Annotated in this window: 26 protein-coding genes; 8 read left to right on the top strand and 18 right to left on the bottom strand. The window is 69.0% G+C overall.

Going from position 1 to position 25,921, the window contains the following annotated elements; all coding sequences use genetic code 11:
• Nucleotides 1-82: 82 nt before the first annotated feature.
• The 3 genes from E0H92_RS12945 to E0H92_RS12935 are packed head-to-tail and all read left to right on the top strand — an operon-like array spanning nt 83 to nt 3,185.
• Complete coding sequence (locus E0H92_RS12945) at nt 83-985, top strand: carbohydrate ABC transporter permease (protein ID WP_238153440.1); 903 nt, start codon at nt 83-85, stop codon at nt 983-985.
• On the top strand, nt 966-1,874 hold the full coding sequence (locus tag E0H92_RS12940; RefSeq protein WP_238153441.1) for a carbohydrate ABC transporter permease: 909 nt from the start codon (nt 966-968) through the stop codon (nt 1,872-1,874). Before E0H92_RS12945 ends, E0H92_RS12940 begins: the two co-directional genes overlap by 20 nt.
• Nucleotides 1,875-1,886: 12 nt before the next feature.
• On the top strand, nt 1,887-3,185 hold the full coding sequence (locus E0H92_RS12935; RefSeq protein ID WP_238153442.1) for an extracellular solute-binding protein: 1,299 nt from the start codon (nt 1,887-1,889) through the stop codon (nt 3,183-3,185).
• 117 nt (nt 3,186-3,302) lie between these two features.
• On the opposite strand, the gene egtD is transcribed toward E0H92_RS12935, so the two are convergent.
• From egtD to E0H92_RS12895, 8 genes are all read right to left on the bottom strand, one after another.
• Nucleotides 3,303-4,268 carry an L-histidine N(alpha)-methyltransferase gene (egtD, locus tag E0H92_RS12930; RefSeq protein WP_131467569.1) on the bottom strand — a complete coding sequence of 322 codons (966 nt, stop codon included), beginning with the start codon at nt 4,266-4,268 and terminating at the stop codon, nt 3,303-3,305.
• Entirely contained in the window at nt 4,265-5,026 is a 762-nt protein-coding gene (gene egtC / locus E0H92_RS12925) for an ergothioneine biosynthesis protein EgtC (RefSeq protein ID WP_131467570.1), read from the bottom strand. Before egtC ends, egtD begins: the two co-directional genes overlap by 4 nt.
• Nucleotides 5,026-6,363 carry an ergothioneine biosynthesis protein EgtB gene (egtB, locus tag E0H92_RS12920; protein ID WP_131496351.1) on the bottom strand — a complete coding sequence of 446 codons (1,338 nt, stop codon included), beginning with the start codon at nt 6,361-6,363 and terminating at the stop codon, nt 5,026-5,028. The genes egtC and egtB overlap by 1 nt, the downstream gene beginning before the upstream one ends.
• Nucleotides 6,360-7,583, bottom strand: a complete 1,224-nt coding sequence (locus E0H92_RS12915; RefSeq protein ID WP_131496350.1) for a glutamate-cysteine ligase family protein — start codon at nt 7,581-7,583, stop codon at nt 6,360-6,362. The genes egtB and E0H92_RS12915 overlap by 4 nt, the downstream gene beginning before the upstream one ends.
• Before the next feature lie 168 nt (nt 7,584-7,751).
• Nucleotides 7,752-8,405: a (2Fe-2S)-binding protein gene (locus tag E0H92_RS12910; protein WP_131496349.1), complete on the bottom strand. Its 654-nt coding sequence runs from the start codon at nt 8,403-8,405 to the stop codon at nt 7,752-7,754.
• Nucleotides 8,402-9,175: an ABC transporter ATP-binding protein gene (locus tag E0H92_RS12905; protein WP_131496348.1), complete on the bottom strand. Its 774-nt coding sequence runs from the start codon at nt 9,173-9,175 to the stop codon at nt 8,402-8,404. The genes E0H92_RS12910 and E0H92_RS12905 overlap by 4 nt, the downstream gene beginning before the upstream one ends.
• Nucleotides 9,175-10,206: a FecCD family ABC transporter permease gene (locus E0H92_RS12900; RefSeq protein ID WP_131496347.1), complete on the bottom strand. Its 1,032-nt coding sequence runs from the start codon at nt 10,204-10,206 to the stop codon at nt 9,175-9,177. The genes E0H92_RS12905 and E0H92_RS12900 overlap by 1 nt, the downstream gene beginning before the upstream one ends.
• A complete protein-coding gene (locus tag E0H92_RS12895) occupies nt 10,203-11,219 on the bottom strand; it encodes a FecCD family ABC transporter permease (protein ID WP_131496346.1) in 1,017 nt (338 codons plus the stop codon). The genes E0H92_RS12900 and E0H92_RS12895 overlap by 4 nt, the downstream gene beginning before the upstream one ends.
• A gap of 76 nt (nt 11,220-11,295) precedes the next feature.
• On the opposite strand from E0H92_RS12895, the gene E0H92_RS12890 reads away from it, so the two are divergent.
• Nucleotides 11,296-12,282 carry an ABC transporter substrate-binding protein gene (locus E0H92_RS12890; protein WP_131496345.1) on the top strand — a complete coding sequence of 329 codons (987 nt, stop codon included), beginning with the start codon at nt 11,296-11,298 and terminating at the stop codon, nt 12,280-12,282.
• On the opposite strand, the gene E0H92_RS44130 is transcribed toward E0H92_RS12890, so the two are convergent.
• Complete coding sequence (locus tag E0H92_RS44130; protein WP_165549762.1) at nt 12,283-12,939, bottom strand: hypothetical protein; 657 nt, start codon at nt 12,937-12,939, stop codon at nt 12,283-12,285. It lies immediately after the preceding gene.
• 119 nt (nt 12,940-13,058) lie between these two features.
• Here E0H92_RS44130 and E0H92_RS12880 point away from each other — a divergent pair, with 119 nt between their 5' ends.
• Nucleotides 13,059-13,703: a hypothetical protein gene (locus E0H92_RS12880; protein WP_131467579.1), complete on the top strand. Its 645-nt coding sequence runs from the start codon at nt 13,059-13,061 to the stop codon at nt 13,701-13,703.
• Here the strand turns inward: E0H92_RS12880 and E0H92_RS12875 are convergent.
• The 5 genes from E0H92_RS12875 to folP are packed head-to-tail and all read right to left on the bottom strand — an operon-like array spanning nt 13,678 to nt 17,444.
• Nucleotides 13,678-14,580: an alpha/beta hydrolase gene (locus tag E0H92_RS12875; RefSeq protein ID WP_131467580.1), complete on the bottom strand. Its 903-nt coding sequence runs from the start codon at nt 14,578-14,580 to the stop codon at nt 13,678-13,680. The two genes, E0H92_RS12880 and E0H92_RS12875, sit on opposite strands and share 26 nt — an antisense overlap.
• 33 nt (nt 14,581-14,613) lie before the next feature.
• Complete coding sequence (locus tag E0H92_RS12870) at nt 14,614-15,213, bottom strand: TetR/AcrR family transcriptional regulator (protein WP_131467581.1); 600 nt, start codon at nt 15,211-15,213, stop codon at nt 14,614-14,616.
• 3 nt (nt 15,214-15,216) lie between these two features.
• The gene (locus E0H92_RS12865; protein WP_131496344.1) at nt 15,217-15,903 is read right to left on the bottom strand and encodes a class III extradiol dioxygenase subunit B-like domain-containing protein; all 687 of its coding nucleotides are present in this window, start codon (nt 15,901-15,903) and stop codon (nt 15,217-15,219) included.
• A 3-nt stretch (nt 15,904-15,906) separates the two neighbouring features.
• Nucleotides 15,907-16,632 carry a pyrimidine reductase family protein gene (locus tag E0H92_RS12860; protein ID WP_131496343.1) on the bottom strand — a complete coding sequence of 242 codons (726 nt, stop codon included), beginning with the start codon at nt 16,630-16,632 and terminating at the stop codon, nt 15,907-15,909.
• A complete protein-coding gene (gene folP / locus E0H92_RS12855; RefSeq protein WP_131496517.1) occupies nt 16,632-17,444 on the bottom strand; it encodes a dihydropteroate synthase in 813 nt (270 codons plus the stop codon). The genes E0H92_RS12860 and folP overlap by 1 nt, the downstream gene beginning before the upstream one ends.
• A gap of 265 nt (nt 17,445-17,709) precedes the next feature.
• Between folP and E0H92_RS12850 the strand changes: the two genes are divergently transcribed.
• From E0H92_RS12850 to E0H92_RS12840, 3 genes are read left to right on the top strand one after another with little or no spacing between them, the layout of a single operon-like run.
• Nucleotides 17,710-19,026, top strand: a complete 1,317-nt coding sequence (locus tag E0H92_RS12850) for an L-fuconate dehydratase (RefSeq protein ID WP_131496342.1) — start codon at nt 17,710-17,712, stop codon at nt 19,024-19,026.
• Complete coding sequence (locus E0H92_RS12845; protein WP_131496341.1) at nt 19,023-19,772, top strand: SDR family NAD(P)-dependent oxidoreductase; 750 nt, start codon at nt 19,023-19,025, stop codon at nt 19,770-19,772. The genes E0H92_RS12850 and E0H92_RS12845 overlap by 4 nt, the downstream gene beginning before the upstream one ends.
• Nucleotides 19,772-20,734 carry an aldo/keto reductase gene (locus tag E0H92_RS12840; RefSeq protein ID WP_131496340.1) on the top strand — a complete coding sequence of 321 codons (963 nt, stop codon included), beginning with the start codon at nt 19,772-19,774 and terminating at the stop codon, nt 20,732-20,734. Before E0H92_RS12845 ends, E0H92_RS12840 begins: the two co-directional genes overlap by 1 nt.
• Before the next feature lie 160 nt (nt 20,735-20,894).
• On the opposite strand, the gene E0H92_RS12835 is transcribed toward E0H92_RS12840, so the two are convergent.
• From E0H92_RS12835 to E0H92_RS12820, 4 genes are all read right to left on the bottom strand, one after another.
• Nucleotides 20,895-22,433 (bottom strand): PucR family transcriptional regulator, encoded by a 1,539-nt coding sequence (locus E0H92_RS12835; protein ID WP_202873585.1) that lies wholly within the window; start codon nt 22,431-22,433, stop codon nt 20,895-20,897.
• On the bottom strand, nt 22,430-23,500 hold the full coding sequence (locus tag E0H92_RS12830; RefSeq protein ID WP_202873584.1) for a DUF917 domain-containing protein: 1,071 nt from the start codon (nt 23,498-23,500) through the stop codon (nt 22,430-22,432). Before E0H92_RS12830 ends, E0H92_RS12835 begins: the two co-directional genes overlap by 4 nt.
• Nucleotides 23,501-23,659: 159 nt before the next feature.
• The gene (locus E0H92_RS12825) at nt 23,660-24,769 is read right to left on the bottom strand and encodes a DUF917 domain-containing protein (protein WP_131496339.1); all 1,110 of its coding nucleotides are present in this window, start codon (nt 24,767-24,769) and stop codon (nt 23,660-23,662) included.
• A complete protein-coding gene (locus tag E0H92_RS12820) occupies nt 24,766-25,833 on the bottom strand; it encodes a DUF917 domain-containing protein (RefSeq protein ID WP_131496338.1) in 1,068 nt (355 codons plus the stop codon). The genes E0H92_RS12825 and E0H92_RS12820 overlap by 4 nt, the downstream gene beginning before the upstream one ends.
• Between the last annotated feature and the right edge of the window lie 88 nt (nt 25,834-25,921).

Raw genomic sequence — 25,921 nt, 5'->3', positions numbered from 1 at the left:
TTGGAAACGTTACCGTCCAGGAGGCCGGATGAATTCAGTCTCTTTTGGCGGATCAACCACCAAAAGGCGCAGCCGGGGTGGGATGAGCCGGAACGCCGGCTCCGACGTGAAGGCGGCGTACCTGTTCATCGCTCCCGCGGTGATCGGGTTCCTGGTCTTCGTGGGGTATCCGCTGATTCGATCGTTCTATCTCGCGCTGACGAAGTACAACGGGCTCACCGATCCCGTCTTCGTTGGCCTCGGCAACTTCCGGAGGCTGTTCACCACCGACCCGGCGTTCTGGCCGGCGTTGCGGGCGACCGGCTATCTGGTGCTGCTCTATGTCCCGTTGTCGCTGGTCCTCGGCCTCGCGCTCGCGATGTTCTGCAACCAGCGCTTCGCCGGAGTACGGATCGTCCGCACGCTCGCGTACCTGCCCGTCGTACTGCCCGCGGTCGCGACGATCACGCTCTGGAAGTTCATTCTCGATCCGCAGGTCGGGTTGCTGAACACGATCCTCGACCGGCTCGGCCTGCCGACGAGCCTGTGGTTGCAGGGCCCGAGTACGTCGATGCCGTCCGTGGTGATGGTGATGCTGTGGGGCGTCGGCGGCACCATGATCATCTTCCTGGCCGCACTGCAGGCCGTACCGACCGAGCTGTACGAGGCCGCCCGGGTCGACGGGGCCGGCCCGTGGTCGGTGTTCTTCCGGATCACGCTGCCGATGATCAGCCCGATCGTGCTGCTGCAGGTGATCCTGCAGACCACCGCGGCGCTGCAGACCTTCAACCAGCCGAAGATCCTGACCAACGGCGGACCGGGGTTCAGCACCAAGGTGCTGATGCTCTCGATCTACGAGAACGGCTTCCCGACGCTCGGCCGGATCCCGCAACTGGGCTACGCCTCCGCGCAGGTCTGGGTGCTGTTCATCATCATCATCGCCGTGATCGCCCTGACCGCGAAGTTCTCCTCGCTCTGGACGTACAGTGACAGCACTTCAGACTGAACCCACCCTCGCCGGCGCCACGCACAGCGTCCCTCCGGCGAAGAAGAAACCACGCCTGGTCGGTACGACGGCCTGGTACGTCGTCGCGCTGTTCATCTGCGCGGTGATGGTCGTACCGCTGCTGTGGATGATCACGATCGGACTGAAGAGCCGGACCGCGGTGTTCGACATCCCGCCGAAGTTGCTGCCGCACGAGTGGACGTGGAGCAACTTCATCAACGGGCCGAAGGCGATCCACTTCCCGAAACTGCTGCTGAACTCGTTCATCATCACCGGGTTGAGCGTCATCGGCGGGGTGATGACCGCGATGATGGCCGGCTACGCGCTGGCCCGGTTGCGGTTCCCGGGGCGCAAGACCTGGTTCTACCTGTTCGTCGGCAGCATGCTCCTGCCGGGCGTGGTCGGGCTGATCCCGTTGTTCCAGATGTACAAGAGCATCGGCTGGTACGACACCTGGCTGCCGCTGATCGTCCCGGCGTTCCTCGGCGGGAACCCGTTGTTCATCTTCCTGGCCCGGCAGTACTTTCTCGCGATCCCCTATTCCATCGATGAAGCGGCCAAGATCGACGGCGCCGGGCATCTGCGGATCTTCGTCAGCGTGATGCTGCCGTTGACCCGGCCGGCCTGGCTGACGATGGCGATCCTCGCGTTCCAGGCGTCCTGGAACGACTACCTGAATCCACTGGTCTACCTGTACTCGTCCGGCAAGTGGCCGTTGTCGGTCGGTATGGCGTCGTTCATCTCCCCGTTCGCCGGGAAGACGCCGGACTGGAGCTACTACATGGCCACCAACCTGCTCTACATGCTGCCGCCGCTGATCATCTTCTTCGCCGCGCAGCGCTACTTCATCCAGGGCCTCGGCGCTCTCGGCAGCACGAACCAGAAATAGAGGAGAATCCTTGTGAAGAGGACCATGAGTGTGACCGCGTTGGCGTGCGCGGGGTTGCTGGCGGCAACGGCCTGCAGCGGCGGGTCGGACAGCGGCTCGAGCGACGGGCCGGTCACCGTCAAGGTGATGACCTGGGAGTCGGCCGAGACCAACGCCGCGATCAAGAAGGCGCTGGCGGACTTCAAGGACGACAACGTCAAGGTCGAGCTGCTCGACACCCCGAGCGGTCAGTACGGCGACAAGCTCGCGTCGCTGACCCAGGCGAAGCAGCTGCCGGACCTGTTCTGGTGCGGTAACGACACCGAGCAGCAGTACACGTCGCAGGGCCTGCTGGTCGACTGGGCGGACAAGATCCAGAACGGCGACGGCGACTTCAAGGCCGACAAGTTCGTGCCGTCCGCGATCGAGAACTGGAAGACCGCCGACGGTCAGATGGGCGGTCTTCCGTCGCTGATGAACACGTACGGCGTCTGGTACAACGCCGACGCGTTCACCGCGGCCGGTCTGCCGCTGCCGAAGGCCGGCTGGACGTGGGACGACATGTACGCCGCCGCCGCGAAGCTGGCGAACAAGAACGGGGCGAAGTACGGCCTGGTCGCCGACCAGCTGACCGGTCCGGACGGGCCGTTCACGATGAGCATGTACTCCGTGTCGGCCGGTGGCGCCCCGTTCACCGACAACGTGAACCACCCGACGAAGGCCGAGGCCGACGACAAGTACAAGGAAGGCGTCGAGAAGCTGACCGCCGCGATCAAGAACGGTTCGGTCGCGCCGCCCGGGTACGACGCGGCGAACGTGCAGTCGCTGTTCGCGGCCGGCAAGGTGCCGATGACGTTCGGCGGGCAGTGGCTGGCGGCCGGGTTCCAGACCGACAAGCCGAAGGTCAAGTACGGGTTCGCACCGTTCCCGCAGGTGCAGACGCCGACCACGCTGTACGACTCGGTCGGCATCTGCACACCGCAGTACACGAAGGACCAGGACGCGACGTACAAGGTGCTGCAGTACATCAACACCAAGGTGTGGGACGCCGTACTGCCGTCCTCTCCGGTGGCGCCGCCGGCGTACACGCCCGCACAGACGAGCTACTTCGACGCGCTCACCAAGGCACAGCAGCAGACCGTCGTCGACACGGTCAAGGCCGACCTGTCCGCGGAGAAGACGGTCGGCGTCCGCTTCACCACCCAGTGGGCCTCGCAGGTCGGCGACCTCACCACCGCCAACTACCAGCCCATCCTGAGCGGCAAGAAGCCAATCACCGACCTCCCGGCGTACGTCGACAAGATCAACGGATTGATCAAGCAGGGGAGCTAACCCGCATTTGCCTGGCTGACCCAGCAAATTGGGGGTTCTCCACCCTGAGTCTGGGTGGGGAACCCCTGATTTCGTGGGTCAGCCAGGCAAATTGCTGGGTCAGCCAGGCAAATGGGGCTACACGGCTTGCCAGAGGGAGAGGGCGAAGCGGGCTTTGTTGTCGGTCCACCAGGCGGCCGGGGCGAAGCCTGCTTTGTCGAGTTCGGCTTCGACGCCGGCGCGGTGGAACTTGGCGGAGATCTCGGTGCTGATCTCCTCGCCCTCGTCGAACGTGACCTCCAGGTGGATCTCCGGGATCAGCACCCGCATCGCACGGGTCGCGCGCAGGTGCATCTCGATCCATTCGTTGTCCGCGTCCCAGAGCGCGACGTGCTCGAACGCGTCCACGTCGAAGTCCGCGCCGAGCTGCCGGTTGATCACCCGCAGCACGTTCTTGTTGAACTCGGCGGTGACGCCGGCGGAGTCGTCGTACGCCGCGACCAGCGTGGCGGGATCCTTCACGAGATCGGTGCCGAGCAGCAACCACTCGCCGGGCTCGAGGACCTCGCGAATCGAACGGTAGAACGCCTCGCGCTCCGCCGGGATCAGGTTGCCGATCGTGCCGCCGAGGAACGCGACGACCCGCGGCGGATCACCCGGCAGCTTGTCGAGGTGCGCGGTGAAGTCGCCGACCACGCCGTGTACGTCGAGACTCGGGTAGTCGGCGTTGATGGCGTCGGACGCGTCCCGCAGCGCGGATTCCGACACGTCGAGCGGGACGAACGACGTGAGCGTCCCGTGCGCGCGGAGCCCGTCGAGCAGCAGGCGGGTCTTCTCCGACGACCCGGATCCGAGCTCGACCAGCGTGTGCGCGTTGGTGATCGCCGCGATCTCACCGGCCCGTGCCCGCAGGATCTCCCGCTCGGCCCGCGTCGGGTAGTACTCCGGCAGCCGCGTGATCTCCTCGAACAGTTCACTCCCCCGCGCATCGTAGAACCACTTCGGCGGCAACCACTTGGGCGTCGCCGCCAACCCCGCCCGAACATCCTCCCGCAATGCCCGAGCCGCATAGTCCGGCGTCAGATGTACGTCGATGAGGGTCACTCTCGTCCTTCCATCGGGGTGAGCTGCACGCTGGTGGCGGTGGCCACGAGCAAGGAGCGATCGGGTACGGCGGTCCAGTCGCCGGTGCCGAAGGGTTCGGAGGCGACTGTTACGGAGTTGCCGGTGCGGCGGAGGTGGAGCGAGTGGGTCCAGGCGGTGGCGATCAGTTGCTCGCCGTCGGTCAGCAGGATGTTCAGTCGTGATCCCGGCGCCAGCGCCTCCACTTCGTGCACGACCGCCGCGACCGCGTCCGCCGGGGGCGCGCCCTCGGCGAGGCGATGCGCGATCAGGGCCCAGAGGAAGACGGAGTCGACAGGAGCGTCGAGACCCAGCAGGTCGGCGACCGGTAACTGCTCGGCCAGCTTGAGCGTCGCGTCGGGCCAGCCCGGGATGCGTCCGTTGTGGCTGAACAGCCAGTGATCCGCTGCGAATGGCGCGATCGCCGATTGACCGTACGGCATCCCGACAGTCCCGTTCCGGACGGCGGCGATGACGGCACCGGACCGGATCGTGCCCGCGAGGCCGGGGAGGTTCTCGTCGGTCCAGATCGGTACGTCGCGCCGGTAGCGGACCGGCCCTCCGAAGACAGCGGCATCGCCTTCGGGGTACCAGCCGACGCCGAAGCCGTCCGCGTTCACCGATCCCCCGCCGCGCATGTCGGCGGGGGCCCAGCTCTGTTCGTAGAGCGAGTGCTCCGGCTCCAGCACCAGCGACGCCAGTGTCACGGGTGGGCCGAGATAGGCCAGATGACGGCACATCAGGCGTGCAGTTCCTCGGGTCGCGGGTCCCGGGCGCAGCGGAAACCGGCGAAGATCTGCCGCCGGATCGGGTAGTCCCAGTTCCGGAAGGTGCCGCGGGCCACCACCTCGTCGGTGCCGAACGAGCCGCCGCGGAGCACCTTGTAGTCGGGCCCGAAGAACACCAGCGAGTACTCGTCGTACGGCCACGCGCGGAACCCCGGGTACGGGCGGAAGTCGCTCGACGTCCACTCCCACACGTCGCCGATCAACTGCTCCACGCCCAGCGGCGAAGCGCCCGCCGGATACGCCCCGGCCGGCGCCGGCCGGAGGTGCCGCTGACCCAGGTTCGCGTGCTGCGGGCCCGGTGACTCGTCACCCCACGGGAACCGCCGCGTCCGGCCGGTCGACGGGTCGAACCGCGCCGCGAACTCCCACTCCTCCTCGGTCGGCAGCCGCTTGCCGGCCCACTTCGCGTACGCCTCCGCCTCGTAGAAGCAGACGTGCATCACCGGCTCGTCGAGCGGCAACAGCTCCCGGTGTGCGAACCGCACCCGCCACCACTCCCCGTCGACCTGCGACCAGAAGCGTGGCGCGACCAGCGAAGCCTTCTGGACATGCGCCCATCCCGCGTCGGACCACCACTGCGGATCCTCGTACCCGCCAGCGAGCACGAAGCGCAGGTAGTCCCCGTTCGTCACCGGCACCGTGTCGATCACGTACGGCTTCACATGGACGCCGTGTGCGGGCCGCTCGTTGTCCAGCGCCCACGGCTCGATCGACGTACCCATCTCGAACACGCCACCCGGAACGAACACCTCGGTCGAAGGCAGCGGCCGGCCCGTAGGCGGCGGCGGCGCGTCGAGCACCGGCGCGCCCTCCCGCAACTGGTGCGTCGCGAGCATCGTCTCGTCGTGCTGCTGCTCGTGCTGCGTGATCATCCCGAACGCGAACGCGTTGTCCACCAACTCGCGCCCGGCGTCGAACTTCACGTGGTCCAGCACATCCAGAACCTTGTCGCGTACCTCAGTCACATACGTGCGCGTCTCCGCCGGACCGAGCAGTGGCAGCGAAGGACGGTCCGCACGGGCGTGCTGGAACGCGTCGTACAGCTCGTCGATGTCCTGGCGCAGCGGCTCGCGGCCGCCGACGTCGCGGACCAGCCAGAGCTCTTCCTGGTTGCCGATGTGGGCGTAGTCCCAGACCAGCGGCGACATCAGTTTGGAGTGCTGCCGGACCAGGTCGTCGGTGTCGACCGCGTCGGTCAGCTGGACCGTCCGGGCCCGCGACCGTTCGAGCTGCTCACCGACGAACGCGCGCAGGCCCTCGGGCGACAGATCGGACAGTTGGTGATTCATGAAGCTCGCCTTCCGTGGGTGGTGGTGTCGACGGCGCGCTGCAGCCGGGTTGCGACGGCGGCGATGAGTTCTGGGTCCACACCGGTCCGGTCCATCACCTCGGTACCCAGCGCGACCACATCGCGCGCGGCCCGCAGTACCAACGTGTCCTTGAGCCCTTCGCGGGCCGCCGGGAACCAGCGGCCCGCCGCCGGCTCGGCCGCGGCCAGAACCTGGTCCATCGGAGCGGACATCAGTGCGGTGAGCAGCAGGGTCGGGGCGATCCACCCGTCGCCTGGCTGCGCGTCGAGGTAGCGAACCTCGAGATACCCGCGCGGCCGGACCGGCGGGAACAGCGTGGACAGGTGGTAGTCGAGATCGTCGTACGTCGGTCTGTCGCCGGGCAGCTGTCCGTCGGCCCAGGCCCCGAACGTCAACCCAGTGGGCGCATCCCACGTGTCACCCCGCCGCAGGCAGAGGACCGGCGCCTCCATCGCCGTCCGCGCCCAGGCAGCGGCCGGGTCGGCGTCGAGCGGTGGCGGCTCGGTGAAGGGAGCACAGGTGCCGAACGTCGCCTGCGTGCGGGCCGAGGCCCAGCCCGTGTCCGAACCCGCGCGGCGACGGGAGTTGGCGAACAGGCCGACCAGGGCGGGGCCCAGGTCGTGCAGTGCGCGCCAGCGGAGAGCCGTCTCATCCTGTTCGCCGGCGTCGAGACAGATCTGCAGGCCGGCGGTGCTGCACATCATCCGCGGCCCGTGCGGTCCGAGGCGCTGGAAGGCGTGTTCCATCGCGGCGTACCGCGGGACGGTGAGGATGCGGCGCGGAGTGCGAAAGGGGTCCAGGCCGTAGGCGCCCGGGACCAGGTCCGCGTCCAGCAGAAGAGCCGTCAGCTCGGCGGCGTCGGCGGCGGTGTCGTCGATCAGCTGCGGGATCGAGTCCGACGCGGGGCCGGAGATCTCTACCTGGCCACCGGGCTCCACGGTGACCAGAGCGCCCCGGCTCAGCGGCAGCTGCGGACTGCCTCGGACCAGGGTCGCGGGGGCATGCATGCCCAGGGCTTTGCTCAGGAGACCGGCGTCGAGCGGCCGGTGCGGATCATCCGCGTGATGCACTGTCCACTCGAGCTCGACGCCGAACAACCGAGGTGGACCGTGCTTGAAACAGACCATCGCGACGTAGCCCTCCGCTTCGGCCCGGGAGCCGATCGGAGTCGTCGCCGGAGAACCGCCGGACGAGGTCACGTCAGCGAACCTAGCTCCGGGCCAAGGGCTGGACAACCGACCAGGAATTACCTGCCGGTGACGTCTGGGGTGTGCATCGACTCATGCCGAGCATGCTTCCCGAGGCCACCGACAGTTTCCGGCCGGATCCGGACGAAGGCTCCCCTGGGTTCAGCTCTCAGCGAAAAATCAGCGGAACCGTGGGCAGGTGGAACAGGCCGTGACGCCCGGCAACACGTAGAAGTAACAGCAGGAGGTCCGCAACTTGTCCTCCAAAGAAACCCCGAACGCCGCCGCGGCGTCCTCGGCGTACGGCGCCTCCTCGGGCAGCCGAATCGCTGCCCGCACCTCGTCGTCCACCGCCCCGAACCGCTGCAGCGAACCCAGCTTCACTCCTGGCTCGTAGCCGTCCAGGAACGTCGTGGCGTGCTCCTTCAGCTGTGCAGCTGCTACCTCAAGCCGGACGACCTGGTCGGACAGCAACGCCACCTCAGCCGGGTAGTGCGCCGTCGGGTGCCGCTTGAACGCCAGCGCGGCCGGTGACACCTCAGGTGAGACCCCTGTGACGGCAGCAGTCACCCCGGCGACCAGCGACGGCACCTGGACGTACCACATGAGCGTGAACATGGCTGCGACCTGCACCGGCGGCTCGATCGCGTAGTCCCGCGCGTAGTCAGCCGCGGCAGCCGACCGCCACGCCAGCGTCGGATCGCCACCCGCCTGCTGCTCGGCGATGAGCTCCTCACACGAGACCCAGTCCGGCCCGCGCGCCGCCGTACTCACGGAGATCCAGCTGACCGAGTCAGCCAGGACGTCCGCCAGACGGCTCACGGTGTAGCTCATCCAGCCAGCCTACGATCCGGTACGACGACCGGTGCGCCACCGACCTCCACCACCGTGGCCTTCAGCCCGAACACGTCGTCCAGCAACGTTGCGGTGAGTACGTCGACCGGGCGGCCCTGCGCAGCGATCTGCCCGTCCCCCATCACCACCAGGTGGTCGGCGTACTGCGCTGCCAGCGTCAGGTCATGCAGCACCGCGACAACGGTCCTCCCTGAGGTTGCGGCTGCGTGGACCACGTTCATCACGTCTACAGCGTGCGCGAGGTCCAGGTACGTCGTCGGCTCGTCAAGGAGCAGGTGCTGGGTTCCCTGGGCCAGCACCATCGCAATCCATACCCGCTGCCGCTGGCCACCGGACAACTGATCGACCGGCCTGTCACGGAGCTCTGTGAGCTCTACTGCCTGCAGCGCCTCGTTGATCGCGGCATCGTCCTCACCTGTCAGCCGCCCGAACAGACCGCGATGTGGATGCCGTCCCCGCGACACCAGCTCGGCAGCCGTGATCCCCTCCGGCGTCACCGGCCCCTGCGGCAGGACACCGAGCTTGCGGGCCAGTTCACGCGCCGGCAGCTGGTGAATGTCCTTACCGTCCAGCAGTACTCGTCCACTCTTCGGAGCGAGCAGTCTGCTCATCCCACGCAGCAGTGTGGACTTGCCAGACCCGTTCGGTCCGACAACCGCGGTCAGCTGACCGGACGGCACCTCCAGCGTCAGTCCGTCGACCACCGGCGCATCAGCGTCGTACGCGAGGGTCAGGTTCTCAACGTGCACTAGAGGCGTCCCTTCTGCTGACGGCCGATGAGATGAAGCAGGTACGGCGCTCCGCACGCGGCGGTGAGCACGCCGACGGGTAGCTCGTACGGACCGACCTGCGCCCACTGCAACCCGTTCCGCGCCAGCAGGTCAGCCAGTACGACGAACAGGGCGCCAAGCATCGCAGTGGTCAGCAACGGCGGTCGTTCCATCCGGGTCAGCCGTAGCGCGACCTGTGGCGCCACCAACGCGATGAACGCGACCGGACCGGCTCCCGCGGTCGCCATCGCGGCCAGCACCGTCGCGATCACCAGCAGCATCAGCCGGATCCGCGCCACCCGGACGCCGAGTGACGACGCCACGTCGTCACCGAGCACCAGGGCGGACAGGTCGCGGTTGAACATCATTGCTACCGGCAACAGCACGACAACGGCGATCAGTACCGGTATCGCGTCGCTCCACGCCCGTGAGTTCAACGAGCCTGCCAGCCAGGCCGCCGCCCGGCCCGCGTCGTTCACGTCGCCGATCACCAGCAGCCAGGCGACCAGCGAGTTCGCCGCGGCCGCGATCCCGACGCCGATCAGCACCACCTTGCCTGCGTCGACCACACCACGCTGGATCGACAGCGCACCGACGATGAGCGTGGCCAGCAACCCGCCGAGGACCGCGGCCAACGGGATCCCGACCTTGGCCGCAACACCCGAGATGTTGCCGCCGCCGGTGCCTGCGAGCACGATCACCGCGACGGCGCCCGCGGACGCACCGGAATTCACGCCGACGATGTCCGGGCTGGCGAGTGGGTTGCGGGACAGCGTCTGCAAGAGCGCGCCGGACACCGCGAAGGCGATACCGACGAGCAGGCCGGTCGCGACGCGGGGCAGGCGCAGTTCCAGCACGACGAGCCGGGTGCCGCGTCGGCCGCCGCCGAGCAGTACCTCGACGACGTCCGCGAGCGGGAGTTTCGTCGTACCGACGCTCAAGGAGACCAGTGCGACAACGATCGCGAGGGCCGCGAACAGGATGCTGAGGACGACGGTCCGCGATCTCACAGCGCCACCGCCCGCCGACGTACGACGAGCACGAACATCGGAGCGCCGACGATGCCGAGGACGACACCCGCCTGTACCTCGCCCGCACCGCCGACGAGCCGGCCGACGAGATCCGCGAGGACCAACGCGGTCGCGCCGATGACACCCGCGGCCGGGATCAGCCAGGTGTTGCGGGCGCCGAAGATCCGTCGCGCCACATGGCCGGACAGCAAGCCCAGGAACCCGATCGGGCCGCACGCCGCGACACCGGCCGCGGTGAGCAGGCCGATCGCGCCAAGTCCGAGCAGGCGGGCACGGCGGATCGACAACCCGAGGCCGGCGGCCACGTCGTCGCCCAGGGCAAGCATGTCGAGATCACGGGCATTGACCGCCGCGAGCAGCAGACCGATCACCGCGAAGGGCAGGACTTGGCCGGCGACATCCATTCCGCGGCCGGCGACCGACCCGACCGCCCAGAACCGGTAGCTGTCCAACGTGTCCGCGTCGAGGAGCACGATGGAGGACGTCAGGGCACCGAGGAGCGCCGCGACGGCCGCGCCCGTGAGCGCCAAGCCGACCGGAGTCGATCCGGTGCCCCGCGACGCCAGTTGCTGTACGGCGAACGTCGCGATCAACGCGCCCAGCAAGGCGACCCAGACCGTCGACGCCACGGACTCGACGAAACCGAACTGCAGCCCGAGGACGACCGCGAACGCCGCGCCGGAACTCACACCGAAGATGCCCGGCTCGGCCAGCGCGTTGCGGGTGTGCCCCTGCATCAACGTTCCGGCGATCCCGAGGCAGAGCCCGATCAGCACCGCGACCACCGTCCGCGGGAACCGCAGGCTGCGCACGATCACGTCCGGGTCGGATCCGGTGTTCGCGGTCAGCGCGTGCCACACGGCGCCCGGTCCGAGCCAGCGCGAACCGAGTGCGAGGCTGGCCGCGAACGCGAGCACCAGGACGACGACCAGGGCGAGGAGTGCGGCGGCACGGCGTACCGGTCGACTCGCAGTGGGAGTGGCGGAGCACATATGGTTAGGTTTGCCTTACTTCGCTGAGGTCGTGAGTCACCTTATCCCGTTGCAGTCCCGTTGCTTGGAGACACCTGTGCGCCTGCCCCGCATCACCGCTCTGCTCGCTGTCGCGGCCCTCGCCCTGTCGGCCTGCGGGTCCTCGGGCTCCGACGATTCCGGCGATTCGGCTGCGGCCGGCGCCGCGAGCGCCGGGTACCCGCGGACCATCGAGCACGCGATGGGCAAGACCGAGATCAAGGCCAAGCCGAAGCGGGTGGTCGCGCTCGACACCAGCTACGTGGACGCGACGCTCATCCTGGACACCCCGGTCGTCGGATACACCGACTACCGCACGATCAACGGGAAGCTGCCGGACTACCTCGGCGAGGACCGGACGACGTACGGCGCCGAGGCCCAGTCGGTCGGCACGCTCGCCGAGCCGAACCTGGAGAAGATCGCCGCGCTCGAACCGGACCTGATCATCAGCGCCAAGGTCCGGCACGAGAAGCTGTACGACCAGCTGTCCGCGATCGCGCCCACGATCATGTCCGAGACCACCGGGGCGACCTGGAAGGACAACATCCGGCTGGAGGCGAAGGCGGTCGGCGCCGAGGAACTGGCCGAGAAGGAGATCGCGGCGTACGAGCAGGCCGCGAAGACGGTCGGCGCCGCGATCAACGCCAAGGCGAACAACCCGACCATCTCGGTGGTGCGGTTCGTCGACGGCCCGACCCGGCTGTACCAGAACGCGAGCTACTCCGGGATCGTGCTGAAGGACGCCGGCCTGAAGCGGCCGAAGTCCCAGGACGTGGCCGGTTTCGCGCTCGAGATCAGCCCGGAACGGATCAAGGACGCGGACGCCGACGCGATCTTCGTGGCGACGTACGCCGACGACAAGGGCCTGAGCAAGAAGACCGAGGCCCAGTTCAAGGCCAACCCGCTCTGGAAGCCGCTCGCCGCCAAGGTCCACGACGTCCCCGACCTCACCTGGATGACCGCGGTAGGCCTCCAAGGCGCCTGGTCCATCCTCACCGACCTCGCCAAGACCTTCGATGTCCCGGAGCCGGTCAAGGCGAGCTGATCAGGTCACCTTGAAGTCCATCGTCCCGGTACCTTTGGCGCCGGCGTCGGTCACGACGGACACCGTCAGGTGATAAACGCCCCGGACCTCCAGCGAGTCGGCGTTGAAGGGAAACGACGCCCGGCACGACTCGCTCCGTGCGGTCTTGATGACGGTGGATCCGCGCTTGAGCACCCAGGTCGGGTAGCAGCCGGTGCCTGGGTAGCGCCCGCTGACATCGAGCACCTGGGCGGACGCGCTCGGCCAGGAGCCGGCGCGATACTCACCCGGCCCGATCTTGCCGCCGGTGGTCATCTGGACAGTGATCGCGAGGTTGCCCGGAGCGACAACCGGCGGAGCGCTCGACCCCTGGGGCTCGGTCGGCGCGACGGTCGGTGTTTCCGTCACGGTCTCGGTCACCGTGCTGGTGGCGGTGGTGGTCGCGGTGGCGGTGGTGGTCGACAGGACGGTGGTCTGCGGTGGGGCCGGGTTGATGGCGGTCGGGAGTACGTCGGCCTGGCCGAGCACGATGGTGAGCGCCGACCCGATCAGCGCGCCGACGACCGGAATGGTCGCGACCAGGGCCGGATGTTTGTGCCAGGGATCTCTGTCGTCACGACCGCCGTCCGGTGGCTCGTCCTGGTGTCGGGCAGGCGTGACGGTCTTGCTCTGGTCCACTGTGGTTCCCCCCACGTGAAGTCGTTCCCGGCGGCCCCCCAGCCACCGGTGTGATGGTCAACGATGGACCAAAAACCTGACGGCGTCCACAGCGGAGAGTGACCGGTTAGGGTGCGGGTATGACGGGGCTCGGGCGGTGGCATGTCGGTCCGTGGACCACTCGGGGGACACGGTCGGGTGAGGTCGCGGTGGCTGGGCGGCGGCGGACGGTCGATGAGCTGAATTTCGATGTCGTCGGGCTGGCGCGGATTCTCGGGCGGCGGTTGTCGGGGCGGGACGAGCTGCAGGTGCGGTTGTGGCAGAACGAGCTGCGGCCGACGCACACGCGCCAGTGTGGTGTGCATACGTTGGCCGATCCATCGAACGCCCAGCTGCTCCACGACACTGCCCAAGAAGCTCTTGCCTGGTTGGGCGAGCGCGCGCCGGCCGGCTACGAGTTCGTACTCACGGACGCGGTCGAGCTACGGCCGCTACTCGACCTCTCCGCACCAGTAGTCGCCGTAGACGCGGTTGTCGTGTTGGCCGACGTACCGCTGCCTGCTGCACGGCTGGCGACAGCACATGTACGCCGGGGCGCCACAGGTGACTGGTACGCCGGAGACGCGGTGTGCAACTGGTCCGGCCCGCACACCACGTCTGACGAGGCAGTAGCTGTCGTACAGCAAGCACGTGCCGAGTTGGTGGAGCAACTGCGTGCAGCAGGACGTGACGATCTGGCTGCGACCGCGGAGCGTTGGCCTACTGTGCCTGTGGAGTCCGACTGACCAGCACATGCCGGTTGAGGAAGGTGAGCTCCGCCTCGACCACCTGTTCGTGGGCGTCGCGGAAGGGTGCGTAGTGGTTGCCGGGGACCTGGAGTACGTCGGCGTTCGGGGTGCTGGCCGCGGCCTTGAGGGTCGGTGCTGCTAGAGCGGACTGATCGTCCTCGCAGACGACGTACAGGATCGGGCAGCGGACCTGGGACGCGTACTTGGCGGGGCGGTAGAACGCGGCGGGGAGGACGGAACGCGCCGCGATCGCCTGCTGCCATTCGGGGTAGCGGTTGCCGGGGTTGAGGGTCGCGTCGCTGAGCTGGGCGTCAGGGGTGTTGAGCAACGCCACCGTCCCGAGCGGTCCGGCCAGGTCGACCAGGCGAGGCGTACGGCCGAGCAGACTGCCGGCCAGGTCGAGCAGGCTTCGACCGATCAGTCGGAGCGCGCTGCCGGGCGTCTGGTAGCGGGAGGCGTTGCGGGTCACTGTCGGCCCGTCGACATTGGCCGACTGGGCGATCGCGGCCGAGATGCCGAGGTCTTCCGCGGCCAGCTGCACGATGTATCCGCCGGGGAGCGAGAACGCCCAGATCGCCACCCGTTCGACGCCCGGGAGGGTCTTGGCGTAGGCGATCGCGGCCCGCCAGTCGCTCAGTTGATCGGACACCCGTGCCACCTGCCGCGGCTCGCCATCGCTCTCGCCGAGGTTGCGGTAGTCGAAGGCCAGCACGCTGAATCCGGCCGCGGCGAACCGCTCCGCGAACCGGTCCGTCCCCGGCTCCTTCGTGACCCCGAAGCCGCCGGTCATCACCACGCACCCGCCGTTGGTCCCCGGGTAGTGCCAGGCCGCGCACGCGACGCCGCCACTCGTGAAGCTCACCTTCTCGCGCATGCCTGAAGTGAACCATGTGGTTCGCAAAACTGTCTAGGCCTGTTCTTCCCGTTCCAGCGCCCGCAGCAGGGCCGCGAAGCCGGCCTCGATCCCGGCCGCGTCACCACTCGTCCGCCACTCGATCAGGAACCCGCGCAACGTCGCCAGGATCAACTCCGCCACCTCGGTCTTGCGCTGGTCCTCCCACGCGTCCGGGCACAGCGTCAGCAACGCCGGCAGGTACTGGCGGGACGCCGATCGCGCGAGGTCGGCGTACCGCCCGGCGTCGTACATCGCGAGCCCGATCGCCTGGTCCAGTACGCCCGACTCGACGCCGATCAACGTCGGCCACATCGACCGCACACGGTCCGCCAGCGACCTGTCCGGACCCGCCGCGGCGGCCTCCATCGCGCGGCCGATGCGGCGTTCGCGCAGTTGCAGGACCGCCTGCGTGAGCAGGTCCTCGGGGCCCTCGAAGTGGTACAGCAGCACCTTGTGCGTCGTACCGGCCGCGCGCGCCGCCCGCCGGAGCGAGAAGTCGACCAGGCCGTTGACGCCGAGTTCGTCCGCGACCTTGTCGAGCAGTTCGCGTCGCCGCGCCTCACCTCGTGGCGACCTTGCCGATCGCCGATACCCCGTTCGCTCGTCAGACACCCTCTAAGTAAAGCTGGCGACGAAGTAGCCGACGCCGTACGGTGCCGCTTCGTAGGTCAGGTCGCCGGAGAGCGACGTACCTTCGAGGGCTCCGGCCAGCACCTGCCAGGGCGCTCGGCCGGCGGCTTGGAGCTCGTCGGCGAGGTCTGGGTCGAGGGCTTTGAGTACGTCGAGATTCCTGTGCTGCAAGGCGTTGGCGACGGTGGTGTCGAAGATCTCCGCGCGGGGGTGGAGGTGGACGGGCGAGTGTTCACTGCGGCGGGCCGAGCCGTCGCCCATGACCAGGAGACCGATGCGGTCATTGCCGTCGGCAATCTCTCGGCCGAGTCGTGCGCAGACATCCGGTGGGGTGTCGGGCGGAATCGCTCGATAGGTGCGCGGCAGGTGCGCGGCCTTCGTCTGTTCGAGCAGCCAGCCGCCGATCGCCAGCGACAACGGGAGCACCGCTGGGCCCGTTCCGAACCGCACACCAGGTGCACCATAAGCACCGAACGAGCCGCCCGCCGCGCCGTCGTACGTGCTCGCGGCGGCTGCGGATCCGAGGACGACGATGTGTGCTGCGGTGGCCAGTGATTCGACGGCTGTCAGGGAGGCGGCGCGGAGATCGTCGAGTTCGGGTGCGGCGCCCGACGCGACCTCGGGCACCAGCAGCGGCGGGTGCGGGCAGACCGCGGCAGCAACAACGGGCACGACTCAGGCCTCCCGGATGTAGCGGAAGAACACGTAGTCGTCCCCCGCGGACAGCGCCGTCTTCAGCTTCATCTGGCGGGTGAGAGTCGACGGCGTCCCGGCGATGATCCGGCTGGCGCCAGGGCCCGCCATCAGCGGCGCCAGCGCGAGACACAACTCGTCGACCAGATCGGCCGCGGTCAGAGCGCCGAGCAGATGCGGCCCGCCCTCGGACAGGACCTGCGTCATCCCGCGCGCGGTGAACTCATCGAGGACCGCCGGCAGGTCAACCGTCACCTCGCCCAGCACCAGCACGTCGGCGACCTCCGCCAGCGCCTCCCGGCGGTCCTCCGGTGAGCTCGCATGTGTCACCACGATCGGCCGTACGGCGGACTTGAACACCGGATTCACCGGACTCAGCTCGAGCCGGGACGACACGATCGCGAGCGTCGGATTCTCGGCGAGCCCGGCCGCCGTCCGCCATTCGCGCGCCTTCGCCGACAGCTTCAGCGGGCGGTAGCCCTCGTCGCGGATCGTCCCGGCGCCGACCAGGACGACGTCGGCCAGCCGCCGGATCACGCTGAACACCCGGCTGTCGGAGTCGCTCGACAGCGCCTTCGACTGACCGTCGATCTCGACCGCACCGTCCAGGCTGCTCACGAAGTTGGCGCGCAGGTGCGGCACCGTACGGTCCGCGACCTCGTAGGCCGCGATCAGTTCCTCGTCGCTCAGGTCGTCCAGGCGGCGCATCAGGCGAGGCTCCTTCGGGTTCCGGCGGGCTGCGCGGTGCCGCGCAGTACGGCGATGAAGTCGAGGGCCTGCCGCGCGGCCGGTACGTCGTGCACGCGGAAGACGCGGGCGCCCAGCCAGGCCGAGACGCTGAGCGCCGCGAGGGTGCCGTTGCCGCGCTGTCCCGGCGGCAGTTCGAGGGTCTCGCCGATGAAGTCCTTGTTCGACACCGCGACCAGGACCGGCCAGCCGGTGGCGGCGAGTTCATCGAGGCGGCGGGTCAGCTCGAGTGACTGCAGCGTGTTCTTGCCGAAGTCGTGGGTCGGGTCGATCAGGATCCCGTCCGGCCGGACGCCCGCGGCGAGCGCGCGGTCCGCGAGGGCGGTGGTCGTGCGGATCACGTCCGCGACCACGTCGTCGTACGCCATCCGGTGCGGGTCGGTGCGCGGTGAGAGGCCGCCGACGTGACTGCACACCAGCCCGATCCCGGCCTCGGCCGCGGCGTTCACCAGGTCGGGATCGGCGCCGGCCCAGGTGTCGTTGATCAGGTCGGCGCCGGCGTCGGCGACCTGCCGGGCGACCCCGCTGCGGTACGTGTCGACGCTGATCACCAGCTCGGGATGCCGGGCGCGGATCGCGGCCACGAAGTCCACGGTCCGGCGGAGTTCCTCGGTCTCGCTGACCGGCTCGCCGTACCCGGCCTTCACGCCGCCGACGTCGACCAGGTCGGCACCCTCGGCGACGGCCTTGTCGATCGCCGCGAACGCCGCGTCGGTCGCGTACGTCGCCCCGCGGTCGAAGAACGAGTCCGGCGTCCGGTTGACGATCGCCATCAGCGCGAATTCGCCGGCCCCGAAGGACCGGCTGCCCAGCCGGAGGACACCGTCGCTCGTGGTCACGCGACCGACTGTACGGGTGGCGGACCCGCACCACTCACCAACCCACGCGCCGACGGCACCGCGGCCGCACGCTGAGCGGGCGGGCCGTCACGTTCCGCGAGTTGATGAGTGCTGGAGGTCCGGGGCAAGCTACCGCGGGAGCCACATATCCTATAGGATCCGTCCCGACAGTCCGCCCACGCAGCAGATCGGGTCCTCGATGCCACGATTCACCGAGTTCGAGACGTACGACGTCCGTTTCCCCACGTCGCTGGACCTGGACGGCTCCGACGCGATGAACACCGACCCGGACTACTCCGCGGCGTACGTCATCCTGCGGACCGACGCCGGCGACGGGCTCGAGGGGCACGGGTTCGCGTTCACGATCGGTCGCGGCAACGACATCCAGACGACCGCGATCGAGGCGCTCCGCGACCACGTCCTCGGACTCGACCTGGACGCCACGCTGAACGACCTCGGCGGGTTCTGGAAGTCGCTCGTGCACGACTCGCAGCTGCGCTGGCTCGGCCCCGAGAAGGGCGTCATGCACATGGCGATCGGCGCGGTCGTCAACGCGGTGTGGGACCTGGCCGCCAAGCGCGCCGGCGTACCGCTGTGGAAGCTGCTGTCCGACCTGACCCCGGAGCAGATCGTCGACCTGGTCGACTTCCGGTACCTGACCGACGCGCTGACGCGGGACGAGGCGCTGGACATCCTGCGCAAGGCCGAGGCCGGTCGCGCCGAGCGGGAGGCGATCCTGCGGGAGCGCGGCTACCCGGCGTACACGACGACTCCCGGCTGGCTCGGGTACGACGACGCGAAGCTGGTCCGGCTCTGTCACGAGGCGATCGCCGAGGGGTTCACGCAGATCAAGCTCAAGGTCGGCGCGAACCTGGACGACGACATCCGCCGGATGCAGCTGGCCCGCGAGGCGGTCGGGCCGGATATCCGGATCGCGGTCGACGCGAACCAGCGCTGGGACGTCGCCGACGCGATCACCTGGATCGAGGCCCTGAAGCCGTACGGCGTCTGGTGGGTGGAGGAACCGACCAGCCCGGACGACATCCTCGGGCACGCGGCCATCGCGCGCGCCATCGCGCCGATCCGGGTCGCGACCGGTGAGCACGTGCAGAACCGGATCGTGTTCAAACAGATGCTTCAGGCCCAGGCGCTGTCGGTCCTGCAGCTCGACTCGGCCCGGGTCGCGGGCGTCAACGAGAACATCGCGAACCTGCTGCTGGCGGCGAAGTTCGGCGTACCGGTGTGCCCGCACGCGGGCGGGGTAGGACTGTGTGAGCTGGTCCAGCACCTGTCGATGTTCGACTACGTCGCGGTGAGCGGATCGCTGGACGACCGGGTGATCGAGTTCGTGGACCACCTGCACGAGCACTTCCTGGACCCGGTGGTAATCCGGGACGGGCACTATGTGGCACCGGTGCGGCCCGGATTCGGCGCCGAGATGGACGTCGAGACGCTGACCGACTTCCGGTTCCCGGGTGGCAAGATCTGGACCGACCTTCACAAGGAGAAGAAGTGACGGACTTCGCCGGCCTTCGGGCCGTGGTGACCGGTGGCGCATCGGGGATCGGCCTGGCGGCGGCGACGCTGCTCGCCTCCCGGGGCGCCCAGGTGGTCGTGTTCGACCTGAAGCCGGAGGTCGCCGAGCCGCTGACCGGGATCGCCGCCGACGTCAGCGACGACGGCTCCGTGCGGGACGCGGTCGCCGCGGCCGCGCTGCAGCTCGGCGGGATCGACATCGTGGTGAACAACGCCGGGATCGGCGCGCAGGGCAACGTGACCGCGAACGACGACGACGAATGGCACCGCGTGCTGGACGTGAACGTGGTCGGGATCGCGCGCGTTACCCGGGCCGCGCTGCCGCACCTGCGGAAGTCGGACGCGGCCGCGATCGTCAACACCTGTTCGATCGCCGCGACCGCGGGCCTCCCGAACCGCGCGCTGTACTCGGCCAGCAAGGGCGCCGTCCTGGCGCTGACGATGGCGATGGCCGCGGACCACGTCCGGGAAGGGATCCGGGTGAACTGCGTGAACCCCGGTACGGCGGACACGCCGTGGGTCGGACGTCTGCTCGACGTCGCGGCGGACCCGGCCGCGGAACGCGCGGCCCTCGAGGCACGGCAGCCGATGGGCCGCCTGGTCTCGGCCGACGAGGTCGCCCAGGCGATCGCGTACCTGGCCAGCCCGCTGTCCGGATCCACCACGGGTACGGCGGTGGCGGTCGACGGCGGGATGCAGAACCTGCGGATTCCGGCGGCCCGCTGATGAGGCTCTTTCCGGAGGGTCAGCGCGTCGGGCTCGGCGGTGCGCCGTTGGGCAGTCTGCTCGGCGAGGTCACCGACGCCGAGGCGATCGCGACCGTGAACGCGGCCTGGGACGAGGGCTGGCGGTACTTCGACACCGCGCCGCACTACGGGCTCGGGCTGGCCGAGGAACGGCTCGGGCCGGGGCTCGCCGGGAAGCCGCGCTCGGAGTACGTCCTGTCGTCCAAGGTCGGGCGGATCATCTACGAGGCGGACGCCGACGCACCCGACGACGAAGGGTTCGCGGTCAGTACGCGGCGGCGCCGGCGGTGGGACTTCTCCCGGGACGGCGTACTGCGGAGCATCGAGGACTCGTTACGGCGGATCGGGACCGATCGGCTGGACGTGGTGTTCGTGCACGACCCCGACGATCACTTCGAGGAGGCGGTCGCGACCGCGTTCCCGACGCTGATCGAACTGCGCGAGCAGGGCGTGATCGGCGCGATCGGGTCCGGGATGAACCAGTCGGCGATGCTGACCCGGTTCGTGCGGGAGATCGACATCGACGTGATCATGCTGGCCGGGCGGTACACGTTGATCGATCCGGACGGTCTGGACGACGTACTGCCTGCCTGTCTGGAGAACGACGTCCAGGTTGTTGCTGTGGGCATCTTCAACTCCGGTCTGCTGTCGCAGCCGCGGCCGGCGGCCGGGGCCACGTTCAACTACGAGCCGGCAGCACAGGCCCTGATCGACAAGGCCAACAAACTCGCGGACATCTGCGAGTCCCACGGCACCACCCTCCCGGCGGCAGCCATCGCCTTCCCCCTGGCCCATCCCGCAGTCGCCGGCATCGCCGTAGGCTGCCGCACCCCCGAAGAAGTCCACACCAACGCAGCACTGGCCCGCACAGAAGTGCCCCCAACCCTCTGGCCGGCCCTCAAGTCAGCAGGCCTACTCCGCGAAGACGCACCCACGCCGTAGACCCCCACCGCGACACAAACAAGCGCGTGCGGCCGGCCCGCACCCACTCCCCGCACCCACTCCCCGTGGGACGGGCCCCCGCGCGATGGGCCCCAATCACCTCTCCCGCCTAGGACGGTCTACTCCGTAGACCGCCATCACCTCTCCCGCCTAGAGCGGTCTACTCGGTAGGTGAGGTGCGGGAGGCGAGATGTAAGGCGAGCCGTTCGTCTGGGTTGGTGAGATCTACGCCCAAGAGGTGCTGGATCTTGGTGATGCGGGCGGCTGCTGTGTTGCGGTGGATGCCCAGTACGGCGGCTGTTTCGGCCAGCGACGACTCCGTGTCCAGGTAGACGGCCAGTGTGGTGACCAGGTCGCCGGGCTGATCCTTGATGGGAGCGAGAAGCGCCTGCGCTGCCGGCTGGAACGTATCGGTGCGGGTCCACGCCAGCAGGAGCTGCGCCAATCCAAGACGGTCTACGTGAAGGAAACGACCCGTCTCCGCTCGACCGCGCGCCAGACCGGCCGCATCACCCGCTTCAGCCAGCGTCGTGGCGATTCCACTCGGACCCGCTTGCACTCGCCCGACGCCGACGTACGCGTCCACCGTCTGCACCAGGCGCCGTTGCACCCGACGGATCGCAGCAGCCTGCTCCTGCACCTCGGTCGCAGTCGGTTCGCGGACAGCGGTAATCCACGCCGACCAACCATCGCCCTGCTCCACCACGACCGCCCGCAGCCCTTCGCCGTCGAACGCCTCCACAACATCAGCCCGCCGACCCGCAACGTCCACCTGTCCCTCGGCGCCGATCCGAATCCCCGTGTGCCACCCATCGAGCTGCCACCCCAGATCGACAGCCCGCCGCCGCGTCGCCTCCGACGGTTCACCGTGCAGCAGCTCACCGAGCAACGACGTACGTTGACGGGCGTCCCGCTCCAGCTCAAGCCGTCTGAGCGCCAGCCGCTCCCCCACAGCCGGTGCGACGACCGTCAGCACATCGGGTACGGCGGCAACCTCAGCCGGGACCACACCGGGCAGCCGCGCGACCAGCCAGCACACCGGCCCAACCCCGACCACAGCAACCGCGATCAGCACCGCACCGCTCGGTAGGTCAACCCGGTACGGCGCCGCCCACGCCACCGGTACACGCGGCAACTCAGCGACCAACGCCGTACGCTCACCAGCCTCCAACGGCTCACCGGCCAACGTCCCGCCATCAGCTCCGGCCAACGTGACAGGGCGTTCCAGTACGTCGGACGTTGTCCGCAGTACCGAGGTGAGGTCACCGTCCGCGCGCCGCAACGCCGCGACCGCCCGTAGTACCAGGTCCGACCGGACTACCTCTGGCTCGGCTGTCACCTGTCGCAGGTACTCATGTGCCGCCAGCGGGTCCGGACAACCCAGCACCGGCAACTGCAACCGCTCCGCCAGCAACTGAGCCCCACGCCCCAACGGCTCCACGCCAGCGAGCAGCAACCCACCTGCACCCGCCGCGGACGCTCTACTGATCAGAGCGTCGATCCGCCAGTCGGTGTGGTCATCCGCCAGCAGTACGACGAGCAACTGCCCGTCCAACTGCTCCGGATGCGCAGAGACCTCCAGCAACACCCGAGACCCAGTCAACCGAGCCTCCGAACCACCGCCGCCCGCGAACACCACCACGTCTCTCCAACCGGGCGAGCTGAGCATCGCGGCCAGTGTCGGCGCCAGGTCTCTCACGACGCGTCCAGGAGTTGCGGGGCGCACGCCAGCCCGAAGGCTTGCGGGCCGACGCGGGCGAGCCGGTCTGCCCGCCGCCACCAGGTAGGCCCGGGAAGCGCCACGACCACAACCTCGTCACCAGTGCGGATCGCGTCCACAGCGATGGGCTGGAGCGTGCGGTGGTCCAGCACGCACAGCAGGTCTGGTGTAGTGACCACAGGCGTGCCGTCGACCAGTGCGAGCAGGTACTCGTTCTCGGTCTCGATCCGGATAACTGCCCGACTACCCGCGTCGACGACACAGACACTGCCACGGCCGAACGCAGCACCTCCGTCGCCAATGAGGTGACGGGCAACCTCCTCGACACGACCGGTCCCCAGCAGCCGTCCGCCCAGCCCGTCGGCGACAGCAGCCGGTGTGGCGCCAGGCTCAAGACCGGCGTGGGCTCGGCCGAGGGCCAGCGCCCGGGTCAGGCTGCCCTGCACCGCGTCCGCCGCCGCGGCCTCCACCGGCGTCGGCGCGAGCGCCAGCACCGCCCACCCGCCGGTGTGGGCGACGAAGCTGCGCACTGCGCGTTCAAGACCGGCAGCGTCGACGTTGTCCACGACGATCACCTGACCGCTCGGCTCACTCAGCGCACAAGGCGTGAGCGAGCGTCCCGCCACCGCCCACGAGAACTGGTCGAGCCTCGGCAACGCCCGCCCCATCAGGTCCGCGTCAACCACCGGGAGACCCAGATCCAGCGCGGCGATCAGCGGTGTCAGCCCATTGAGCCCACCGGCCTCCAGCGACATCAGCCCGGTGACTTCGGTACCCGTCCAGCGGCTGACCGCCCGCACGGCCGCGTCGAACTCACCACCACCAGGCAGCTTCTCCATCAGCACACTGGTCGCCCCGACCACGCCGATCGGGCTCACCGACACACCAGTCACATCGCCCGCGTCGCGCAGTACCAGCTCGCCCGCACCGAGCCGGCGGCGCAGCATCCGGCCGAACGCACCCGTGTCCCCGCCACCACCGGAGCCGAGCAGCGTGACCCCGACGACCAACGCCCCCAGGTCTTGCGACCGGATGACCGTGCCCATAGAGGGGATCCTGCCATTCGCGGACCTGCAGCACTCAGTAAACGCGCCAATTGAGCCGGTCTGAGCGTGGCAGTGCCGCGTTGAGGGCACTTGGTGAGTGGTGGGCGTCCGGGTGGAACCTCGGCCCGCCGTGGAGGGGTCAACGCGGCGGGCCGAGGGTCAGGGGACGAGCAGCTCGCTACGGCGCTCGACAGGGCTGAACTCGACGTCCAGCCCGAAGCACGACGGGCCGAACACCGCCAGCGCCTCAGGCGTTCGCATCAGGTCCGGCGTGGAGATCCCCACCACGGTCACACGCTGTCCGTAGCGCAGGCCTTCCGTGGTGATCGGTTCCGCGGTGTCCGCCTCCAGTACGCAGATCAGGTCCGGCACGGTGCACACCACCTCACCGTCGACCTCCGCGACCAGGTTCTCGTTCTGGAAGCGCAACTCGAGCTGCGACGTCCCGTCGTACCCGGTGAACCGCGCCCGCCCGCGCGCGAACCCTTCGAGGGTACGGCGCTCCACGTCGACGACCTTTCCGCGGAACAGCACCCGCAGATGGTTGTAGAGCGTCGGCGCGAGCGCGGCCCGCAGCGCCTCGATCGGATCCTGGTGTGCCGCGCGCGCCTCCCGGACCGCTCGCCCGATCGACAGCCCGAGCGACAGCGTCCACGGTACGGCGGTCCGCTTCACCTCGGCGCCCGTCATCGAGTACTCCGCGATGTGCGCGACCCCGCCGAGCCGGATCGTGATCCCGCGCGCGAGCCACTCCATCTGCTTGTTGTCCGTACCGGTGTCGATCACCACGGTCTCGTCGTGTTCCCCGGCGATCGCCATCGGCGACCCCGGTACGCCGTACACCGAGAAGGTCTCCATCTGCAGTTCGGGGAACGCCCGGCCCATTCCGTCGGCGTCGACGACCGGCAGCCCGGTCCGCGCGGCGACGAGCAGCGGGATCATCGAGTTGATACCGCCGCACTCGATCGGCATCGTCGCGTCGGCGCGCCGGCCGAGGTGCTTCTCGAGTGCCCGCAGCGCGCCGACCGGTTCGCTGCCGCGCGGGATCTTCTCCACGATCACGGTCGGCGCGCCCATCTGCGCAGTCGGGATGACGAACGCGTCGTCGTCCAGCTCCTCCGGATCGAGGACCGTGATCGGGCCGTGCTCACGGATCGCCTGCTCGACGAGCAGCCGCCCGATCAGCGGATCACCGCCACCGCCGGTACCGAGGATCGCGGCGCCGCGGGCGAGATCCTTCAAGTGCTCGAGACCCAGCTGCCAGCTCATGACAGCGCCCGGATCGGGTCGAGGTCGTAGCCGAAGTACCGGGGGCCGACCAGCTCGATGCCAGCTGGCGAGTGCCAGCGTTCGTCGGCCGGTGCGGCCAGCACGCTGACCCGGTGGCCGTAGCGCAGCGCCTCGGTGGTGATCGGCTCGCCGGACTCGGTGTCGAGCACAATGATCAGGTCCGGCGTGGTCGCCACCGCCGTACCGTCGAGTTCCGCGACCAGGTGCTCGTTCTGGAACCGCAGCACCAGCAGCCGGCCGTGTGAGGCATCGAGCCCGTCGACCGCCGCGTCACCGCGCGCGAAGCCGGTCGTCGTACGGCGTTGCACATCGACGACCTTGCCGACGTGCAGGAGCCGCCCGCCGAGCTCATCCACCACTGCCGCAACCGGGTCGGCAAGCTGACGTTGCGCCTGCTCGATCGCTCGCCCGATCGTGACGCATTTGCTCAGAGTCCCGGCGACGAACGAACCGCGGGCGTCCGCGCCGGTCATCGCGTACAGCGAGACGATCGCCGAACAGCCCATGTCGACGGTCGCCGAGCGCGCCAGCCTTTCGGCCCATTCGTTGGTGACAGTGTCGAAGACGCCGCGGTTGCCCTTCTCGTCGACGATCGACATCGGCGTCGCCTCGATCCCCGCGAGCGTCGGCAGCACCATCTGCAGTTCGGGAAACGCGCGGCCCATCCCGTCGCCGTCCACCAGGGGCAGCCCGAGTTGCGCGGCGGCGATCACCGGGACGGTCGAGTTGACCCCGCCGGCCTCGATACACGCCAGGTGGGTCGGCGTCTTCCCGACGTACTTGGCCAGCGTCTGGACCGCGACCGAGATCTGGTCGGCCGACGGCAGCTTCTCCACCATCACGGTCGGCGCGCCCATCATCGCCACCGGCAGCACGCACGCGTCGTCCGGAAGGTCGCCGACGGCAACCACTTCGACCGGCCCGTGCTCGCGCAACGCCTGCTCGGCCAGCAACCGCCCGATGTGCGGGTCCCCGCCGCCCCCGGTGCCCAGCACGGCAGCACCGCGAGCGAGGGCCCCCAGGTCTTCAGCACGCAGCTTCATCGCAACCACTCCACCCCGGACGTCAGGCCCATCACAATTGCCGCCTGCGCCGCCCGTCCCGCGTGGCCCGCCGCTCGCGGCGCGGTTG

It is taken from the genome of Kribbella speibonae (assembly GCF_004331375.1).
Classification (GTDB): Bacteria; Actinomycetota; Actinomycetes; order Propionibacteriales; family Kribbellaceae; genus Kribbella; species Kribbella sindirgiensis.
Note: the sequence above shows the minus strand (reverse complement) of the source record. Positions and strands in the feature narration are given on the sequence as shown.

Excerpts from the sequence above, each read along its gene's own strand:
- E0H92_RS12945 (WP_238153440.1), top strand. The coding sequence starts at position 83 with ATGAGCCGGAACGCCGGCTCCGACGTGAAGGCGGCGTACCTGTTCATC.
- egtC (WP_131467570.1), bottom strand. The coding sequence starts at position 5,026 with ATGTGCCGTCATCTGGCCTATCTCGGCCCACCCGTGACACTGGCGTCG.
- egtB (WP_131496351.1), bottom strand. The coding sequence starts at position 6,363 with ATGAATCACCAACTGTCCGATCTGTCGCCCGAGGGCCTGCGCGCGTTC.
- E0H92_RS12910 (WP_131496349.1), bottom strand. The coding sequence starts at position 8,405 with ATGAGCTACACCGTGAGCCGTCTGGCGGACGTCCTGGCTGACTCGGTC.
- E0H92_RS12895 (WP_131496346.1), bottom strand. The coding sequence starts at position 11,219 with ATGTGCTCCGCCACTCCCACTGCGAGTCGACCGGTACGCCGTGCCGCC.
- E0H92_RS12880 (WP_131467579.1), top strand. The coding sequence starts at position 13,059 with ATGACGGGGCTCGGGCGGTGGCATGTCGGTCCGTGGACCACTCGGGGG.
- E0H92_RS12875 (WP_131467580.1), bottom strand. The coding sequence starts at position 14,580 with ATGCGCGAGAAGGTGAGCTTCACGAGTGGCGGCGTCGCGTGCGCGGCC.
- E0H92_RS12860 (WP_131496343.1), bottom strand. The coding sequence starts at position 16,632 with ATGCGCCGCCTGGACGACCTGAGCGACGAGGAACTGATCGCGGCCTAC.
- folP (WP_131496517.1), bottom strand. The coding sequence starts at position 17,444 with ATGGCGATCGTCAACCGGACGCCGGACTCGTTCTTCGACCGCGGGGCG.
- E0H92_RS12850 (WP_131496342.1), top strand. The coding sequence starts at position 17,710 with ATGCCACGATTCACCGAGTTCGAGACGTACGACGTCCGTTTCCCCACG.
- E0H92_RS12840 (WP_131496340.1), top strand. The coding sequence starts at position 19,772 with ATGAGGCTCTTTCCGGAGGGTCAGCGCGTCGGGCTCGGCGGTGCGCCG.
- E0H92_RS12830 (WP_202873584.1), bottom strand. The coding sequence starts at position 23,500 with ATGGGCACGGTCATCCGGTCGCAAGACCTGGGGGCGTTGGTCGTCGGG.
- E0H92_RS12825 (WP_131496339.1), bottom strand. The coding sequence starts at position 24,769 with ATGAGCTGGCAGCTGGGTCTCGAGCACTTGAAGGATCTCGCCCGCGGC.
- E0H92_RS12820 (WP_131496338.1), bottom strand. The coding sequence starts at position 25,833 with ATGAAGCTGCGTGCTGAAGACCTGGGGGCCCTCGCTCGCGGTGCTGCC.